General features: G+C 69.1%; 19 protein-coding genes and 1 pseudogene. 14 read left to right on the forward strand and 6 right to left on the reverse strand.

The features are described 5' to 3' along the window. Positions 1-14: 14 nt before the first annotated feature. Genes VJN29_RS11100 through VJN29_RS11110 form a run of 3 tightly spaced genes read right to left on the reverse strand, consistent with a single transcriptional unit; the run spans position 15 to position 1,468 of the window. Positions 15-536, reverse strand: a complete 522-nt coding sequence (locus VJN29_RS11100; protein ID WP_324143693.1) for a class I SAM-dependent methyltransferase — start codon at positions 534-536, stop codon at positions 15-17. Then, on the reverse strand, positions 520-1,041 hold the full coding sequence (locus VJN29_RS11105; protein WP_324143694.1) for a Fur family transcriptional regulator: 522 nt from the start codon (positions 1,039-1,041) through the stop codon (positions 520-522). The genes VJN29_RS11100 and VJN29_RS11105 overlap by 17 nt, the downstream gene beginning before the upstream one ends. Before the next feature lie 7 nt (positions 1,042-1,048). Next, positions 1,049-1,468, reverse strand: coding sequence for a VOC family protein (locus VJN29_RS11110; RefSeq protein ID WP_324143695.1), 420 nt, complete (start codon positions 1,466-1,468; stop codon positions 1,049-1,051). 144 nt (positions 1,469-1,612) lie between these two features. On the opposite strand from VJN29_RS11110, the gene tdh reads away from it, so the two are divergent. The 3 genes from tdh to VJN29_RS11125 are packed head-to-tail and all read left to right on the forward strand — an operon-like array spanning position 1,613 to position 3,727. Then, on the forward strand, positions 1,613-2,650 hold the full coding sequence (gene tdh, locus VJN29_RS11115) for an L-threonine 3-dehydrogenase (protein ID WP_324143696.1): 1,038 nt from the start codon (positions 1,613-1,615) through the stop codon (positions 2,648-2,650). Between the two features lie 4 nt (positions 2,651-2,654). Further along, positions 2,655-3,359, forward strand: a complete 705-nt coding sequence (locus tag VJN29_RS11120) for an alpha/beta hydrolase (RefSeq protein ID WP_324143697.1) — start codon at positions 2,655-2,657, stop codon at positions 3,357-3,359. Positions 3,360-3,367: 8 nt separating this feature from the next. Continuing rightward, the gene (locus tag VJN29_RS11125) at positions 3,368-3,727 is read left to right on the forward strand and encodes a YrdB family protein (RefSeq protein WP_324143698.1); all 360 of its coding nucleotides are present in this window, start codon (positions 3,368-3,370) and stop codon (positions 3,725-3,727) included. Between the two features lie 60 nt (positions 3,728-3,787). Here VJN29_RS11125 and VJN29_RS11130 read toward each other — a convergent pair whose 3' ends face one another. Both VJN29_RS11130 and VJN29_RS11135 read right to left on the reverse strand, forming a co-directional pair. Beyond that, on the reverse strand, positions 3,788-4,219 hold the full coding sequence (locus VJN29_RS11130; protein WP_324143699.1) for a TIGR03668 family PPOX class F420-dependent oxidoreductase: 432 nt from the start codon (positions 4,217-4,219) through the stop codon (positions 3,788-3,790). A 37-nt stretch (positions 4,220-4,256) separates the two neighbouring features. Then, positions 4,257-4,970, reverse strand: a complete 714-nt coding sequence (locus VJN29_RS11135) for a hypothetical protein (protein ID WP_324143700.1) — start codon at positions 4,968-4,970, stop codon at positions 4,257-4,259. A 138-nt stretch (positions 4,971-5,108) separates the two neighbouring features. On the opposite strand from VJN29_RS11135, the gene VJN29_RS11140 reads away from it, so the two are divergent. The 7 genes from VJN29_RS11140 to VJN29_RS11170 all read left to right on the forward strand — a co-directional run bounded on the left by VJN29_RS11140 (position 5,109) and on the right by VJN29_RS11170 (position 12,338). After that, positions 5,109-5,348, forward strand: a complete 240-nt coding sequence (locus tag VJN29_RS11140) for a hypothetical protein (protein ID WP_324143701.1) — start codon at positions 5,109-5,111, stop codon at positions 5,346-5,348. Between the two features lie 7 nt (positions 5,349-5,355). Next, positions 5,356-6,030 carry a sigma-70 family RNA polymerase sigma factor gene (locus tag VJN29_RS11145; protein ID WP_324143702.1) on the forward strand — a complete coding sequence of 225 codons (675 nt, stop codon included), beginning with the start codon at positions 5,356-5,358 and terminating at the stop codon, positions 6,028-6,030. Beyond that, a complete protein-coding gene (locus VJN29_RS11150) occupies positions 6,027-6,311 on the forward strand; it encodes a hypothetical protein (protein ID WP_324143703.1) in 285 nt (94 codons plus the stop codon). Before VJN29_RS11145 ends, VJN29_RS11150 begins: the two co-directional genes overlap by 4 nt. Positions 6,312-6,581: 270 nt before the next feature. Then, entirely contained in the window at positions 6,582-9,230 is a 2,649-nt protein-coding gene (locus tag VJN29_RS11155; protein ID WP_324143704.1) for a response regulator, read from the forward strand. Beyond that, positions 9,227-9,601, forward strand: coding sequence for a response regulator (locus VJN29_RS11160; RefSeq protein WP_324143705.1), 375 nt, complete (start codon positions 9,227-9,229; stop codon positions 9,599-9,601). Before VJN29_RS11155 ends, VJN29_RS11160 begins: the two co-directional genes overlap by 4 nt. Further along, positions 9,601-10,749, forward strand: coding sequence for a response regulator (locus VJN29_RS11165; RefSeq protein ID WP_324143706.1), 1,149 nt, complete (start codon positions 9,601-9,603; stop codon positions 10,747-10,749). The genes VJN29_RS11160 and VJN29_RS11165 overlap by 1 nt, the downstream gene beginning before the upstream one ends. Further along, a complete protein-coding gene (locus VJN29_RS11170; protein WP_324143707.1) occupies positions 10,746-12,338 on the forward strand; it encodes a peptide ligase PGM1-related protein in 1,593 nt (530 codons plus the stop codon). Before VJN29_RS11165 ends, VJN29_RS11170 begins: the two co-directional genes overlap by 4 nt. A gap of 31 nt (positions 12,339-12,369) precedes the next feature. Here the strand turns inward: VJN29_RS11170 and VJN29_RS11175 are convergent, their stop codons facing one another. After that, positions 12,370-12,552, reverse strand: coding sequence for a hypothetical protein (locus tag VJN29_RS11175; RefSeq protein ID WP_324143708.1), 183 nt, complete (start codon positions 12,550-12,552; stop codon positions 12,370-12,372). A 147-nt stretch (positions 12,553-12,699) separates the two neighbouring features. Here VJN29_RS11175 and VJN29_RS11180 point away from each other — a divergent pair, with 147 nt between their 5' ends. From VJN29_RS11180 to VJN29_RS11195, 4 genes and pseudogenes are all read left to right on the forward strand, one after another. Beyond that, positions 12,700-13,368, forward strand: a complete 669-nt coding sequence (locus tag VJN29_RS11180) for a Crp/Fnr family transcriptional regulator (RefSeq protein WP_324143709.1) — start codon at positions 12,700-12,702, stop codon at positions 13,366-13,368. 63 nt (positions 13,369-13,431) lie between these two features. Next, a complete protein-coding gene (locus VJN29_RS11185; RefSeq protein WP_324143710.1) occupies positions 13,432-14,625 on the forward strand; it encodes a glycine C-acetyltransferase in 1,194 nt (397 codons plus the stop codon). Positions 14,626-14,643: 18 nt separating this feature from the next. Continuing rightward, positions 14,644-15,711 (forward strand): tellurite resistance/C4-dicarboxylate transporter family protein, encoded by a 1,068-nt coding sequence (locus tag VJN29_RS11190; protein ID WP_324143711.1) that lies wholly within the window; start codon positions 14,644-14,646, stop codon positions 15,709-15,711. Between the two features lie 726 nt (positions 15,712-16,437). Beyond that, a pseudogene (locus VJN29_RS11195) lies at positions 16,438-17,053 on the forward strand (hypothetical protein); the annotation flags it as partial.

A 17,053-nucleotide genomic window follows, 5' to 3' on the forward strand; every position in this document is an offset into this window, starting at 1 on the left:
GGGCCGATTGACGGTCAGCCGTTGCGGGCGGTCACGCCGATGAGGTGTGGGTCGGCGATCGCCTCGATGTCCGTGAACCGGTGCCGTGCCAGCCCGTCCCTCGCCGCCTCCACGATCCGCGACCCTGGCTGTGGACCGTTCCTGGTCCAGGCGAGGACGACGAACCCCCCGGGCCGGAGCACCCGGCGCAGCACCTCGAGCTCTGCATCCGCCGGGCCGGTCCAGAACGCGTTGACGTTGAGCGCCAGCGCCCGGTCGACCGTGTCGTCGTGGCCGTCGAGGTCGCGGAGGGCTGCTGTCAGGGCCTCGAGGCGGTCATCGGCGACGTGGTCGCGGTTCCGGTCCACGGTGCGTGCGGTCGCGGTGGCCGATCGGTCGAGGGCGATCAGCCGGCCACCGTCCAGCCGGCCACCGTCCAGCCTCGAGCAGATGAGGGCCGCGGAGATCCCGGTCCCCCCGCCCACTTCGAGCACGGTGTCGCCTGGCTTCACGTTGAGGAGAGCGACGGCGGCGGCGAACCTAGGCGGGACCGGCACAGTCGGCGCACCTCCCGAGCAGCGCGGCATGGCTCGTGTCGAGCTCGAACCCGAGAGCCTCGCGCAGCGCGCCGGCCGCCTCGTCCAGGACTCCGGACGGCGCGTCCTGCACTCGCCCGCACACGACACACTGCACGTGAGCGTGGCCGTGGCCGTGTGGCTGGCGAACTTCTTTGCCGTATGCCGCTGGGCTCGCTTCCAGCGCAGCCTCGCTCCCGGGGGTGGCGAGGTGGTAGACCGTGCCGGTGCTGCCGAGGTGTACGTGCGTGAGCACGCCGGCGCCGGTGAGGGCGGTGAGCGTGCGATAGACGGTCGCCCGGTGGACCGACGGCTCCAGGGTCGAGACGCGTTCGCCGATGTGCTCCGCGGAAAGGTGCTCGTCCGCCCGGTCGGCGGCATCGATGACGCGGAGGACGGCCTGCCGGGCGGGGGTGATCCGTTCGCCGAGCTCGCGAAGGCGGGCCAAGGTGGCCTCGACCCGGTCGGTGTCCGTGTGCGCGTTCACCCGGCCATTATCCGGCGCCGGTTCCCTGCTGCAGGACCCGGATGGGGTTCCCGAAGGGGTCGCGAATCCCCATGTCGATGCCGTAGAAGTGCTCGGTGGGCTCCTGTGTGAAGTCAGTGACGCCACGCTCCCGGAGCTCGTCATGGAAGGCATGGGCGTCGTCGGTGATGAAGACGAGGCCGCCGAGAGCGCCTTTGCTGACGAGCTCGCGGATGCTCTCGGCCGTCGCTTCGTCGTGCAGCGGCGGACCCGGCTGTTCCAGTGAGATCTCCGTGGGCTGCTCGCCGGGAACCCGAACGGTCAGCCAGCGATAGTCGCCCTGCCGGACGTCGTTGCCCTTCTCGAGCCCCAGCTTGTTGACGTAGAAATCGAGCGCCTCATCCTTGTCGAGCACGTAGATCGAGGCGACATCCAGCCTGGTGATCACAGCTTCCTCCTGCGTCGTTCCGAGTGGGATGACTCGATCGTAGGAAGCCGACCAGCTCGGAGGCTTCTCGAAAACTGCTCGATGCCACGGGAGGGCGGCTCGGTCCAGGCGAGCCGGGAGCCCGAGGGGTGGCAGACTGCGGACGTGCGTGCTCTCACCAAGCTGACCGCCGGTCCCGGCCTCGAGCTCGTCGACCGTCCTGAGCCGCAGTGTGGCCCGGCCGACGTGAAGATCCGCGTCCTGCGCGCCGGCCTCTGCGGGACCGACCTGCACCTGCAGGACTGGGACGACTGGGCTGCCGCCACGGTCCGGCCGCCGCTCGTGATCGGGCACGAGTTCTACGGCGAGGTCGTCGAGATCGGTGAGGACGTCGAGCATGTCCGGGTCGGTGACCGCTCGTCCGGCGAAGGTCACATCGTCTGCGGCGTGTGCCGCAACTGTCGCGCGGGCCGGCGCCACCTGTGCAACCGCACGCAGGGCATCGGGGTCAACCGGGACGGCGCCTTCGCCGACTACGTCGTCATCCCGGGGAGCAACGTCTGGGTCCAGCCGCGCGACCTCGACCCGGACCTGGGCGCGGTCTTCGACCCACTCGGCAACGCGACGCACACGGCGCTCCAGTGGCCGATGGTCGGCGAGGACGTCGTCATCACCGGAGCCGGGCCCATCGGGGTCATGGCGGCGGCCATCGCCCGCCACGCGGGGGCCCGCTACGTCGTCGTGTCGGACACGAGCGACTACCGACTTCGCCTCGCGGAGGCGGCCGGTGCCGACCTGACGGTCAACGTGACGCGGGAGAGCCTCGCCGACGCGCAGCGCCGGCTCGGCATGAAGGAGGGCTTCGACATCGCGCTCGAGATGTCGGGCGCCGCACCGGCGGTGAGCGACCTCATCACGAACATGAACCACGGCGGCCGCATCGCGCTCCTCGGCCTGCCGCACGAGGCCTATGACCTCGACTGGGGCAAGGTCATCACGCACATGCTCACCCTCAAGGGCATCTACGGCCGGGAGATGTTCGACACCTGGTATGCCATGTCCCAGATGATCGCCACGTCGGAGCGCTTCCGGACAGCCGTGACCCAGGTGATCACCCACCGGTTCCCCGCCGCGAAGTGGGAGGAGGCCTTCGAGACCGCACGCTCCGGCCAGTGCGGCAAGGTCGTCCTCGATTGGAGTTGACCGTATGCCGCTGAGCTCGCGAGGTGCCGAGCTGCCGTTGAGTGCCGGGTCGGGTCCGCCGGAGGCGCGCCCCCGGCCGCTCGTGCTGTTGCACGGCCTGGGCCAGGGCCCGATCGTCTGGCAGGACTTCGTGTCGGCCCTTGGCGCGGGGCGGCCGATGCACGCCCCGTGGATGGTTGGACTGCGGCCGAAGGACCCGGTGGGCTTCGACCTGGGAGCCGCGGCTGCCGGGCTCTGGGAAGAGCTTGAGCTACAAGGGATTCGGCGAGCCGACGTGCTCGGTGTGTCGGTGGGGGCCTCGGTGGCGATGCGGCTGGCGGTCGAGCGGCCCGATCTCGTCGGGGGGCTCGTGCTCGCCGGACCGATCGTGCGGCCCTCCGCGGGTGCACTGCGGATGCAGAAGCTGGCCCTGCGGCTCGTGCCGGAGAGCAAGCTGCTGGACATGGGCGTCTCGCGGCCGCGGATGCTCGCCGTCTTCGACGCCCTGCGCACGTTCGACGGACGGGATGCGCTGGCCCGGATCGCGGCACCGACGCTCGTCGTCGTCGGCGGTCGTGACCGGGCCGGCCTCGTCGCGGCGCGGCAGGTCGTCGAGGACGTGGGCGGCTCTCGCCTGGAGACGATCGACGGCGCAGGCCCGCTCCTCAATGTCGACCGCCCACGCGAGCTGGCCGAGCTGACGCGGGCCTTCCTCGACAGCGAGACCTGAGCCGCTCGATGAACCCCGACGGCACCGGGCAGCTGGACGTCAATGCGAACGACGTCGTGGCCTTCCTGGTCGAGCTGGTGGCGCTGGCCCTCATCGGGCTGTGGGGCTACCGCGCCGGCGGGCCGCTCTGGGCCGAGGTCGCCCTCGCCATCGGCCTGGTCCTCGTCGCGTCGGTTGCCTGGGGGCTGTTCGCGGCGCCGCGGGCGCGGTTCCGGGTTCCGTGGCTCACGTTCCTCGTCAAGGTCGTCGTGCTGGGTGCTGCCGTCGCGGCAGGCTTCACCATCCTGCCCCTGATCTGGGCGGTTCTGTTCGGGGCCGTGGTCGTGCTGAACCTCATCCTCATGTACGTCGGCCCGTTCGCCCGGTGAGGCACCCCCTCCCCCTGATCGAGTGAACGCAAATCGGGTGGGGGGCTGCCCGATTCCTGTTCACTCGATCGGGTGGGAGGCGGACGCCCAGGCCCGCCAGGTGTGGATCTCGATGCGGATGACCGGCCCGCCCGGTCGGTCGTCGTAGTACTGCGGGTACTTCGCAGCGAGCGCGTCGAGCGCGGCCGAAGCCTCCGGATCGCTGTGGACCATGGTCCTCGCGTGGCCATCAGCCCGGATCCACCAGAGCCGTGTCCAGTCCTCGTCGTAATGGTCCACGAGGATGCTCACGCGTGGGTTCGCTGCGATGTTGGCCAGGCGCCTCAGGCTCCGCGTCGACTTGGGCTTGGCGTCGACGGCGGTCCACACGACGTCGCGGTCCGGCGCCAGGACGAACACGACCGGGACGAGGTGCGGCCCGCCGTCCGGGGCGACGGTGCCGAGCCGGGCCACCCGGGCGGCCTCGAAGCGCGGCCGCAGCTCGGAGTCCACCGGGCCACGCTAACGGCAAACCCGCAGGCCCGGCGCCCTACCGGATGAGCTTGGGGAAGGCGCCGATGAGCCCGTTGCTCAGGAGGTCAGCCATGTCGAGGATGTGCTCGTGGATCTCGTCGTAGTCGGCGACGCTGGCCGCGTAGTCGCCCCCGAGCTCGTGTGCCGCCTCGGCCAAGGTCTGGTCGAGGTGCATCCGCATCCCCGCGCGCATCTCGGACTGGGGCCAGAACCGCGGGTTGGCCTCCGCGAGGAAGTCCGCGATGTCGTCGGAGTTGGCGTACCAGCGCTCCTGTGCGTCGGCGAAGGCTGACGTGTCGCCTTCCTTGGCGGCTTGGAGCAGCTCGACGGCGATGGTGATGTGGTCGGTCAGCAGAGCCGTCAGGGCGTTCCCGGCAGCCTCGCCGTAGAACGGCTTGATGGCATCACCGATGTCGACCTGGTTCTCGAGCAGTCGGGCTGCGGTGGGCCCGAAGCCGGGTTGCCCTTCGGCCGCGAAGGTGACGATGGCCAGGCGCGTCCAGGTCACGTGGTCCTCCCAGAGCTTGCGCATCTCGTCGTGGAAGGCCTGCTGTGCGACCGTCCGGGGGCCGGGTGCTGCCTGCGCTCCGGCATGCGCATGGGATGCCGCCGAGACGACGGGCTGGGCATCGGCTCTCGGCAGGGTCCACGCGAAGAAGGCGCTGAGGAGCGCGACGAGCACGAGCGTCACGGTCCGTGTGACGGGCCCTCGGGTCGGGGTGGCTTCCATGGTTGGTCCTTCCGGTCGTCCCTGACGCCGGGTTCGTGTCGGGTGGGGCGGCGCTCCTTACCGGTCACCTGGAAGCACAGCGGACAGCGGGAGGCCACATGCGGTAAGACGGTGGGGTGCGACGTACACGAACTCGGTATGACCACGAACATCGCGCACCCCAAGCAGCCAGTGGGCGCGACCCGTCCCTGTCGAGGATTCGGACCGCCGGTGGACGTCATCGAGTGGAGGCGATGCCGGCTCGTGGAGGCCGGCTTCGACGAGGAGCTGGCGCGACGAGTTGCCGCGGACCCGGCGATGGACGTCCACGCCCTGCTCGACCTCGTCGATCGCGGCTGTCCCCCAGAGCTGGCCGTCCGGATCCTGGCGCCCCTGTGACTGCGTCATGATCCCGGCCAAGGTCCCCGACGGCGACCCGATCACGCTCGCACCCGACGAGACCAGTGCCCCTGTCGAGCGGGACTGGCTCACTACGCTTGCCTCGACCGGGCGGGACCGCGACGTTGCCCTGCGGGACCTGCACCGCCTCCTCCTGGGGGCGGCACGGCACCAGGTGTGGCGCATGCGCGGCCTGCTGCCTGCGCTCGGCCCGGAGTCCTTGGAGGACCTTGCCAACTGCGCGGCGGATGATGCGCTGACGATCCTGCTGGGCAAGGTCGGCACGTTCCAGGGTCGGAGCCGCTTCACGACGTGGGCCTACAAGTTCGCCATCCTTCAAGCCGCCAACGAAGTCCGACGCCAAGCGTGGTCAGTCCGCGAGGTGGAGCTGCGCGACGACGCCCCAGACTCGAGGGGTGCCGGACCAGAGGCGATCGCCGAGGCGACGGATCTGGCGCAGGCCGTGCGCTTGGCCATGCACGTCGCCCTGACCGGCTACCAGCGCCGGATTGCGATCGCCCTGCTCGTCGACGAGGTGCCGATCGACGTCCTGGCGGACCGTCTCGGCACCACCCGCGGCGCGCTCTACAAGACGCTGCACGTGGCCCGGTCCCGGATCCGGGCGCATCTCATCGCGAGCGGCCACCTACAGCCGAATCCCACCTCTCGAGGCGTGTCATGAGCACCAACCGAAGCCATCTCAGCGACGAGGCCGTCCGCGCCCTCACCCTGTCGACAGAACCTTGGCTCTCCTGCGAGGACTGCTTCGCGCTCTCGGACGAGTTCGCCGAGCTCGTGCTGGCCGATCCGCGGACGGAGGCGATGGGCCCGATGTTCGTCCACCTGAGCGCGTGCCCAGCCTGCGCCGAGGAGGCAGAGTCCCTCGTCGCCCTCGTGGCCGAGACCGCCGGAGTCGACGCCACACCCGCCCTCGCCCGGCTCCACGCGGCTCACAGGGGCTGAGCCCGACCGGACCGAGAGACCCGCCGACGTCACCCGCCGGCTGCGGCTGCCTCAAAGTGGCGCGCTCGATGGCGCTCGGATCGCGGGTCTCGAAGTCGATCATCCCGACCCACCGATTGGACCTTCACAGCACCCACAAGCGACAGACGCCAGTCACCCAGCCGCCATCGGATTTCTCCGTTCGGCTGAGGTGTGCGGTGCTTCGGTGGACACTCGCAGGAGAGACACCAGCGCAGCTGATCGCGGTATGGGCCACGGGCGGAGGCCTCGGTGGAGACGTCGAACGAGAGCGCAGCAGCGAGGGGACAGTCAACCTCCGCGCTGGAGACACGGCTGCGCGCAACTCAGGACGAGCTTGCCGCCACCTCCGAGATCCTCGCCATCCTGGCAGCCTCCTCCGCACCAGAGGATGTCTTCGCTGCGATTGTCGAGCACGCCAGAGTGCTCTGCCATGCGGATGCCGCGCAGGTCCATCTCCATCGCGACGGGGCCTTCCGGCTCACCAGTGGAGTGGGGCTGAGCGATGCCCTGGTGGACCTGCAGGAGGAGAGCCCCGTCGACAGGGACCGGACCACCCTCGTCGGCCGCGTGTGGCTCGAGCGGCGGACCCAGCAGATCGTGGACGTGACGGCGGACCCCGAGTACCACCGCCCTGACATCCAGCGGTTGGCGGGATATCGCACGATCCTCGGCGCCCCCATGCTGGTGGGGGACGAGGTGGTCGGGGTGTTGTCCGTGTGGCGCACCACCGTGTCCCCGTTCGACCTACGAACCTGCGACCTCCTGACCACCTTCGCGGCACAGGGAGCACTCGCAGTGCGCAACGTCGAGCTGATGCGATCGCTCGAGGCTCGGTCCGCCGAGCTCGCCCGCCGAGTGGACCAGCTCGAGGCTCTGGCGGAGGTCGGTGAGGCGCTCAACTCGAGTCTCGACGTCGACGAGGTCCTGCGCACCATCGTGGCCTTCGCCGTCCAGCTCTCGGGTGCTGATGGTGGGTCCCTGCTCGACTTCGACGAAGAGACCGGGTTGTTCAGCGTCAGGATGGCGACGGGAACGAGTCCGGAGCTGCTCGACCAGCTCCGCGGCAGCCGTATCCACATCGACGAGTCGCTGGTGGGGCGCGCCTGCCGGCAACGCCGGACCCTTCTTGTCCGTGACCTGGAGAACGTCCCTCTGGACCCGCACCTCGAGATCCTCCGCGATGGCGGCTGGCGCTCCGTTGCGGCCGTCCCGATGGTCCGTTCCGGAGTCATCATCGGTGCCCTCGTCGTGCAGCGCAGGAGGCGCGGAATCTTCAGTGACGTCACGAGTACGGTGCTCGAGGCCTTCGCCAGTCAGTCGGCGATCGCCCTGTCCAACGCCCGGCTCTACCAGCAGCTGGAGGCACAGCGTGCTCAGCTGGCCGAGGCGAGCCACCACAAGTCCGAGTTCCTGGCGAGCATGTCGCACGAGCTGAGGACGCCCCTCAATGCCGTGATCGGCTTTTCCGAAGTCCTCCTCGAGCGGATGTTCGGGGAGCTGAACGAGCGACAGGAGGACTACCTCAACGACATCCTCAGCTCGGGGCGGCACCTCCTTGCGTTGCTCAGCGACATCCTCGACCTGAGCAAGGTCGAGGCGGGCCAGATGGAGCTCGATCGCACCAGCTTCTCGGTTGAGGAGGCGGTCACCTACGCGTTGGCCATGGTCCGTGAGCGGGCGCTCAACCATCGGATCGCGATCCGCACGACGATCGCTCCGGACGTGAGCCTCGTCCAGGCCGACGAGCTGCGCTTCAAACAGGTGCTGCTCAACCTGCTCAGCAACGCCGTGAAGTTCACCCCGGACGGCGGGTCCGTCGTCGTCGCGGCCCGCGTCGTCGACGACGACCTCGAGGTGACTGTCACCGACACGGGGGTGGGGATCTCACCGTCGGACCAGGAGCGCATCTTCGAGTCGTTCCAGCAGGGCACGCGCACCACGCGGAAGGCTGAGGGCACCGGTCTTGGCCTCACCCTGACGAGACGGATAGTGGAGCTGCACGGCGGACAGGTGTGGGTCCGCAGCGAGGTGGGTCACGGCAGCACGTTCGGATTCACCATCCCGTTCGACGGCGGGGACCGCGCTCAGGCCGGTCGCGATGGCCTCCGGGCCGGGATTGGGGACGACGAGCGGCCCACGGTCGTGATCATCGAAGATGACCCGAGCTCCGCCGAGCTCCTGACGCTGCACTTGGGCGCAGCAGGTCTGCAGACCATCACCTGCACCTCCGGTCCTGAGGGCCTTCAAGCCGTCCGGGATGTCTCCCCCGACGCCGTGGTCCTCGACATCCGGTTGCCCGGGATGGACGGTTGGGAGGTGCTGACCGAGATCAAGGCAGACCCGGCGACCGCCGCGACACCGGTGATGGTCGTGTCCGTGCTGCCGGATCGCCGGCGCGGCATGGCGCTCGGAGCCTCGGAGTACCTCGTGAAGCCGGTGGCGCGACAGGAGCTGCTGGCGGCCCTTGGACGCCTCCTGCCCCTGCCCGGCACCCGGGCGGCCCACCGGGTGGCGGTCATGGTGGACGACGACCCCGCGGCCCTGGAGCTCGCGCGTCTGGCCCTCGAGCCTGCGGGGTGGACGGTCCACGCGTGCCAGCGGGCGGAGGAGGTCTTTCATCTCGTCCGGGAGACGCAGCCTGCCGTCGTGCTCGTCGACCTACTCATGCCGGAGATGGACGGGTTCGAGGTGATCGACCGGCTGCGGGCCGACGAACAGACCGCTGACGTGCCCATCGTCGTCATCACCGCCAGGACCCTGACCGCCGACGACAGGGCGTTGCTCGAGGGGCGCATCGAGTTCGTCACGTCGAAGCATGCCGTCGAGCTCAAGCTGCTCGCCGGAAGGCTGGCCGAGATCGCAAGGCCCCCGGCGGGCCGGACGGAGGGACGGCCATGAGGGACGCAGTGGTCCTGCTCGTGGAGGACAACGACAAGAACCTCAAGCTGGCACGAGACGTCCTCGAGTTCGCCGGCTTCCGCGTCCTGGTGGCGATGACGGGTGAGGAGGCCGTGCTGCGCGCGCGGGAGGCCCTTCCCGATCTCGTCCTCATGGACCTCCAGCTGCCGGGCATGGACGGCTTCGAGGTGCTCCGTCGGCTCCGCGGCGATGACGCGACCGCGACGATCCCGGTGGTCGCGTTGACGGCGTTTGCCATGCAGCAGGACAGGGAACGCGCGAGCGGCGCCGGCTTCGAGGGCTATCTCGTCAAGCCGATCGACGTGCGGCAGTTTCCCCACCAGGTCAGGGCACACCTTCGGACGGAGTGATGATGGATCAGCAGCAGGCAGTTGAGACAGCTCCGGTCCTCCTCGTGGTGGACGACCTCGCGGCCAACCTCAAGCTGATGGAGGCCATCCTCACCCCCCGCGGCTTCGAGGTGCACACCGCCGATTCCGGCGACTCCGCACTGGTCTGGCTCGACCAGCGAGTCCCCGATCTCGTCCTGCTTGACATCCAGATGCCGGGCATCGACGGCTACGAGACCTGCCGCAGGATTCGCGCGGCAGACCGGACCCGCTTCCTTCCCGTCGTCATGGTCACCGCGAGCGGCAATGAGCAGAAGCTCCGTGCGATCGAGGCGGGCGCCGACGACTTCGTGCAGAAGCCCTTCGACCAGGCCGAGCTGCTCGCCCGGGTCCGGTCGCTGGTCCGGATCAAGCGCTACCACGACACGGTCGAGCGGCAGGCGGCCGAGCTGGCAGACTGGAACCTGCAGCTGGAGAACAAGGTTGCCGCCCAGGTTGACGAGCTGGAACGGGTGGGGCGGCTCCGCCGATTTCTCTCGCCCCAGATCGCGCGGCTCGTCATGGAGAGCGGCGACGACTCGTTCCTTGGGAGCCACCGTGCGGAGATCACGACGGTCTTCTGCGACATGCGCGGCTTCACGGCCTTCGCCGAGACCGCGGAGCCGGAGGAGGTCATGGCGGTCCTGCGCGCCTACCACGAGGCGCTCGGCGACCTCGTCTTCAGGTATGAGGGCACACTGGAGCACTTCGCAGGAGACGGCCTGCTCGTCTTCTTCAACGACCCCATCCCGTGCCCCGACGCTCCGGAGCGTGCGGTGCGCATGGCCGTGGCGATGCGCAGCCGGGTGGCGGAGCTGGCGGAGGGATGGCGTCGCCGCGGACACGATCTCAGCTTCGGCGTGGGAATCGCCCAGGGCTACGCCACCTTGGGCCGGATCGGGTTCGAGGGCAGATATGACTATGGCGCGATCGGCACCGTGACGAATCTCAGTGCCCGCCTGTGCGCGTACGCGGAACCGGGGCAGATCCTCATCACGCAGCGGGTCGAGTCCGGAGCCGCCGACGTTGCGGTCACCCGGTCGCTCGGTCCGTTGGAGCTTCGTGGCATGAGCCGGAGGATCGAGGTGGTCGAGGTTCTGGGCCTCGACGCGGCGCGGAGCGTGCCATGACGTTGTTGACCGCGGGCGCCGCAGCCGACCCGAACCGTTCGCCTGTCTTCCTCAGCGACCTGAGCGAGGGGCAGCGGGACGCGGAGTTCGACCGCCTGCAGGGCCGGCTGCCGGACGCATGGCGCGCGATGCGGCTGAACGAGCCCGACGAGTCGGTCGTCGTCGTTCCGTCCGTGTCGCTCGACCGCCTCGTCACGAAGGCCGGGGCGATGAACCAGGCCCTGGAGGAGCGCTACCTGTTCCTCCTGCTCCTGCTCCGACAACCACGGCTGCGGATGATCTATGTGACATCAGGGCCCGTGGACCCGTCCATCGTCGAGTACTACCTGGCGCTCCTGCCCGGGGTGGTGCCCAGCCATGCCAAGGCCCGTCTGTTCATGGTCTCCGTGGGGGACAGCACTCCACGCCCGCTGACCGAGAAGCTGCTCGAGCGGCCCCGGCTCCTGTCCGAGATCGCGGGCTTGATCCCGAACCGCGCCCGCTGTCACCTCATTCCCTACACGACGACGACGCTGGAACGTGACCTCGCGATCGAGCTCGGCGTCCCGATGTTCGGCGCGGACCCGCGTCACCTCGCGCTGGGCACGAAGTCGGGTTGCCGCCGCATCTTCGATGAGGCTGGCGTGGACCACCCTGCCGGCGAGGAGAACCTGCGCAGCTTCGACGACATCGTCGAGGCGCTCCTCCGCCTTCGCCGAGCTCGGGACGTCGCGGAAGCCATGGTCAAGCTCAACGAGGGCGTCTCCGGTGCCGGGAACGCCGTCGTCGACCTGCGCGGCCTGCCGGGTCCCGGGTCGGCGGGGGAGCGTCCAGCGGTCGCGGCGCGGGTGCAGGCGATGGCGCTCGAGGGTGAGGCCGTCACTCATGAGCTCTTCTTCGCAAAGTATGCAGAGCATGGCGGCATCGTGGAGGAGCGGCTCCTCGGCGAGGAGGTGCTCAGCCCCAGCGTGCAGCTGCGAGTGACGCCGCTGGGCGCCGTCGAGGTGCTGTCCACCCACGACCAGATCCTCGGCGGTCCGTCCGGCCAGTCCTACCTCGGCTGTGTGTTCCCAGCGGCTGCCGCCTACTCGCGTCTCATCACTCGGCAGGCGGAGGCCATCGGCTCCCGCCTCGCCGAGCTGGGTGTGCTCGGAAGGTTCGCGGTCGACTTCGTCGTGACTCGGCGCGGTGGCGAATGGAGCGCTCACGCCATCGAGATCAACCTCCGGAAAGGCGGCACGACGCACCCGTTCCTCACGCTCCAGTTCCTGACCAACGGCCGGTACCAGGCGGATGTGGCGATCTTCGCCACACCGGCCGGTCGGGAGAAGCATCTCGTCGCCACCGACCACCTCGAGGATCCGGCGCTTCGTGGACTGCGGGTCAGCGACCTCTTCGACGTCATCGCGAGGACGGGCCTGTACTTCGATCCGGCAGCCCAGACCGGTGTCGTCCTGCACATGATCAGCTCGGTGACGGAGGCGGGCCGGATCGGTCTGACCGCCGTCGGTGACACGCGCGCGGGAGCACACGACGTCTATGCTCGCGCCGAGCGGGTCCTCCTTGCGGAGGCCCGCTCGGCGGCCTCCCCGCGTGCCCTCCGGGATTGAGCGCGCGTGAGCCAGGTCCTGTCCCTCCGGCTCACGCGGCGATCTGGGTCGAGTGCCCGAGTGCCTCGACGATGGCCCGGCGCCAGGTGCGGCGAGCCTGCGTGTACAGCAAGGACGTCGACCCACAGTCGCACGTCCACGTCCACTCGCTGCCGTGCTTCCTCACTTGTGGGTGGTGATGCGCGATGTCACGTCGCCTGTGCCTGCCGTCCATGAGCCCCTCCTCATGTCGTGCGGAGCCGGAACATCCCGGAACCGTCCCGGCTTCGACGATCCGGGAATTGAGCGCTCCGGTCTGTTCTCCCGGGCACGGTGGCTGTGTGTCCGCCGTGACACTGACGCCGGCGTGGTGCGGTGGGCCATGAGGTGGCAGCTGCTCCAGGAGCTCACCGACGAGGAGCGTCGGGCCGTCCTCTCAAGGGCCCGGCGACAGCTGTTCGCTCGTGGCGAGATCCTCTTCCACGAGGGCGACCCCGCTGACACGGTCCACTTCGTTGCCGAGGGCCGCGTCATGGCGCGACGAACGACGGCGTCGGGCGACTCGGTGGCGTTCCGGGTCATCGGGCCGGGTCGGGTGCTGGGGGACGTCGCCGTGGTCTCTGCCGACCCGAGGCGCTCGTCGACGATCGTGGCGCTCGAGCCGACCACCACACTGGTCCTCAGCTTCGCCGAGTTCCGGGCGCTCTGTGCCGAGCACCCGGGTGTCCAGCTCCTCCTCGCGACCCTGCTCGCGGCGCGGGTCAAGCGCCTGTCGAACCACCTGCTGGAGGCACTGTTCGTGCCGAGCGACCAGCGTGTTGTCCGTCGGCTGCTCGACCTGTGTGAGCAGTACGGGAACGACGGATCGGGGCAGGTCCTGATCCCACTGACGCAGACCGACCTCGCGGAACTCGCGGGTGCCACCCGTCCCACGGTGAACCGGGTCCTGCGCGCCCTGGCGGCGCAGGGATTCGTGCAGCTCTCCCGAGGACGCATCGTCGTGGTCGATCCCACGCGTCTGGCAGGCCGCCACGCTGGTACCGGACTCTGACGCGAAGCGAGCTCAGCGGCATACGCTGACCTCTGTCACCCGACCCACCCGCGAAGGACAGCGATGTACGGAACCGTCAAGGACGAGCTCACCGCGGCCCTGCAGGAGATCGAGGACGCCGGTCTCTACAAGAACGAGCGCGAGCTGACCTCGCCGCAGTCGGCGCACGTGACGACGCTCAAGGCCGAGGCGATCAACTTCTGTGCCAACAACTACCTCGGGCTGGCCGACGACCCGTCGATCATCGAGTCGTCCAAGCGGGCGCTCGACGAGTGGGGCTTCGGGATGGCGTCCGTGCGGTTCATCTGCGGCACCCAGCGACAGCACACCGACCTCGAGCGCCGGATCGCGGACTTCCTCGGGATGGAGGCGGCGATCCTCTACTCGTCGTGCTTCGACGCCAACGGGGGCGTCTTCGAGGTCCTCTTCGGCGCGGAGGACGCGATCATCAGCGACGAGCTCAACCACGCGTCCATCATCGACGGCATCCGGCTGTCGAAGGCGATGCGCTACCGCTACAAGAACGCCGACCTCGGCGACCTTCGCGCGCAGCTGGATGCCGCCGTGGCCGCCGGGGCCAAGCGGAAGGTCATCGTCACCGACGGCGTCTTCTCGATGGACGGGTCGTACGCACCGCTCGAGGGGATCTGCGATCTTGCGGACGAGTTCGCCGCCCTGGTCTTCGTGGATGACTCGCACGCAGTCGGCTTCATCGGGACCGGTGGGCGCGGCACGCCGGAGCTCTTCGGGGTGATGGACCGCGTCGACATCATCACCGGCACCCTGGGCAAGGCCCTCGGCGGCGCGTCGGGGGGTTACGTGGCCAGTCACCAGGAGGTCGTCGACCTGCTGCGGCAGCGCTCCCGGCCCTACCTCTTCTCCAACTCGGTCGCCCCGCCCGTCGTGGCCGGCTCGATGCGGGCGCTCGAGCTCATCGAGTCCTCGGGAGAGAAGCGCGAGGTCCTGCGCCGCAACACCGAGCTGTTCCACCAGCTCATGACCGAGGCCGGCTTCGAGCTGCTGCCCGGGACGCACCCGATCCGTCCCGTCATGTTCCCCGGGGAGGACGGCGCTCGCCGCGCGACCGAGATCGCCGACCACATGCTCGGCAACGGCGTCTACGTCATCGCGTTCAGCTACCCCGTGGTGCCGCGCGGGAAGGCTCGGATCCGGGTCCAGCTCTCGGCGGCCCATTCGGAGGACGACGTCCGCGCGTGCGTCGACGCGTTCGCCGCCGCCCGGGACGCGGTGGGCTGAGCCAGAGCGATGAGCCGTATGCCGCTGGGCTCGCTCCCGCAGACGTCGCCGGGTCGTGTGGGTGGCTTGGTCGAGAAGCTCACCCCGGGCTACTTCGCGCTGGTCATGGCCAGCGGCATCATCTCGATCGGACTGGGACTCACCGGCTTCCGCCTTCTCTCCGTCCTGCTCTTCGCGGTCTGCATCGTCGCGTACGTCGTGCTGCTCGGTCTCAACCTGTGGCGGTTCGCGTCGTTCCGGCACGCCATGGTCGAGGACTTCAAGGACCCGAAGCGGGCGTTCGGATTCTTCACGTTCGTGGCAGGCACCAACGTCCTCGGTGCGCGAGCAGCCGCCGAGGGCTGGTACTCGCTGACTGCCTGGTTGCTCGTCGTCTCGTTCAGCGTCTGGCTGGTTCTCGGCTACGTGATCCCCTGGAGCGCCGTGCTCAGTCGAGCGCAGCGGCCCGCCGTGGCGCTCGCCAACGGGACATGGTTCATCTGGGTCGTCGCGAGCCAGTCGGTCGCGGTGTCGGCCGCGACGCTCGAGGTGGTCATGGAGGATGCCCGGGCCTGGCTGGCCATCCTGGCGGTGCTCTCGTGGTCGGTCGGCGTCTTCCTCTATGCGGCCTCCGCGATCATCGTGGCCCTGCGGATCATGCTCTACGAGCTCGACCCGAAGGACTTCGACCCGCCGTACTGGGTGGCGATGGGGGCCGTGGCCATCACCGTGGTCGCCGGCGCGCGCATTGTCGAGATGGAGTCCGCGCCGATGGCGGACGCGACGCAGGGGCTGGTGGCGGGGCTGTCGGTGGTGTTCTGGGCCTTCGCGACCTGGCTCATCCCGGTGCTCGTCGCCGCGGGAGTGTGGCGTCACTACGTCCGCAAGGTGCCGCTGGTCTACGTCCCGACGCTCTGGAGCATCATCTTCCCGCTGGGCATGTACGCCGTGGCGGGCATCTACCTGGGACGGGCCGACCGGCTGCCGATCGTCGAGGCCATCGGGTCGAGCTGGCTCTGGGTCGCCGTCACTGCCTGGCTGCTCGTCTTCATCGCGATGACCCGCAGTGTCAGCCGGGCACTCGTCGCCCGCCGCCCCACATCCTGATCGAGTGAACACCTTTCGGGGCCGCGCTCCCGATCGAGTGAACACCTTTCGGGGGCGCGCTCCCGATCGAGTGAACACCTTTCGGGGCGCCCTCCCGATCGAGTGAACACCTTTCGGGGCAGGCACCCGATCGAGTGAACACCTTTCGGGGCGCCCTCCCGATCGAGTGAACACCTTTCGGGGCGCCCTCCCGATCGAGTGAACAGCTTTCGGGCGCGCTGCCGATCGAGTGAACATGTTTCGGGCGTGTCGTCCACATCCGTTCACGGTGTCCCGCGGCTTTCCACAGGCGGTGTGGACACCCTTTCACCACTGGCCAGCGCGCTCGACCCTCGGCACATGTCAGAGATCCCGCTGCCTGATGCGTTGTCAGCCGCTCTTCGAGGTAGGCCGTTCACCGTTGCAGAAGCTGTCGCCCTTGGCCTCTCCCCGGATCAGCTTCGGTCGACAGCGTTGGTCACGCCTGCGTGGGGGGTTCGGAGTGCGAAGGAGCCGACCTCGCTCAGCGACAGGTGTCTGGCGCTGGCAACCGCCCTGCAAGACCGCTTCGCCTTCTCGCACCTGACCGCAGCGCGCCTCTACAACCTGCCGATCTCCCGTGGCATGGAAGACGATCAGCGACTCCACGTGGTTCGAGACACTCTCGACGGCAGCACGCGCCGCCCCGGCGTCGCTGGGCACCGAGGCCTCGAGGCCCGGGGAGTGTGCCAGGTCAAAGGAGTCCCGGTGACCGGCCTTGCTGACACCTGGGTCGACATGGGCGAGCTGATCGGCCCGGGCAAGTCGGTCGGGCTCGACGACCTGATCATTCTCGGTGACGCCATCGCACTCCGTCTCGGTTCCGTGCAGCCGCTGCGAGCTGCGCTCGAGAAGCGCGTACGACCCCGGGGCAAGCTCACCCTGATCGAGGCGCTCGAGTGGATCCGATACGGCGCGCAGTCACCGGGCGAGACGCGGACCCGACTCGTCCTCGTTCGGTCCGGGCTGCCCGAACCAGTGCTGAACCAACCGATCATCACCTCCGAACGGATCTGGCTGGGGCGGCCCGACCTGATGTGGCGCGATCACAGGGTGCTCATCGAGTACCAGGGCGAAGCGTTTCACACGGAGCAGAAGGACCGGGAACGGGACGACGCGCGACACTCCGGGTTCCGCGATGACGACTGGGAGGTCGTCCTGGTCTGGAAGGAGGACGTCCACTCAACCGACGCTCGCCGGGAGCTCGTCCTGCGCATCGCGGGACTGCTGAGCGTCCCCAGAGAGGCGCTGACGCTGGACGAGTGCGAGCCCCGGTTCTTCAGCAGGCGGATGCTCGAACTGGCCGACATCCGGTCTCGACGAC

It is taken from the genome of Intrasporangium sp., from assembly GCF_035280925.1.
Lineage (GTDB): Bacteria > Actinomycetota > Actinomycetes > Actinomycetales > Dermatophilaceae > Intrasporangium.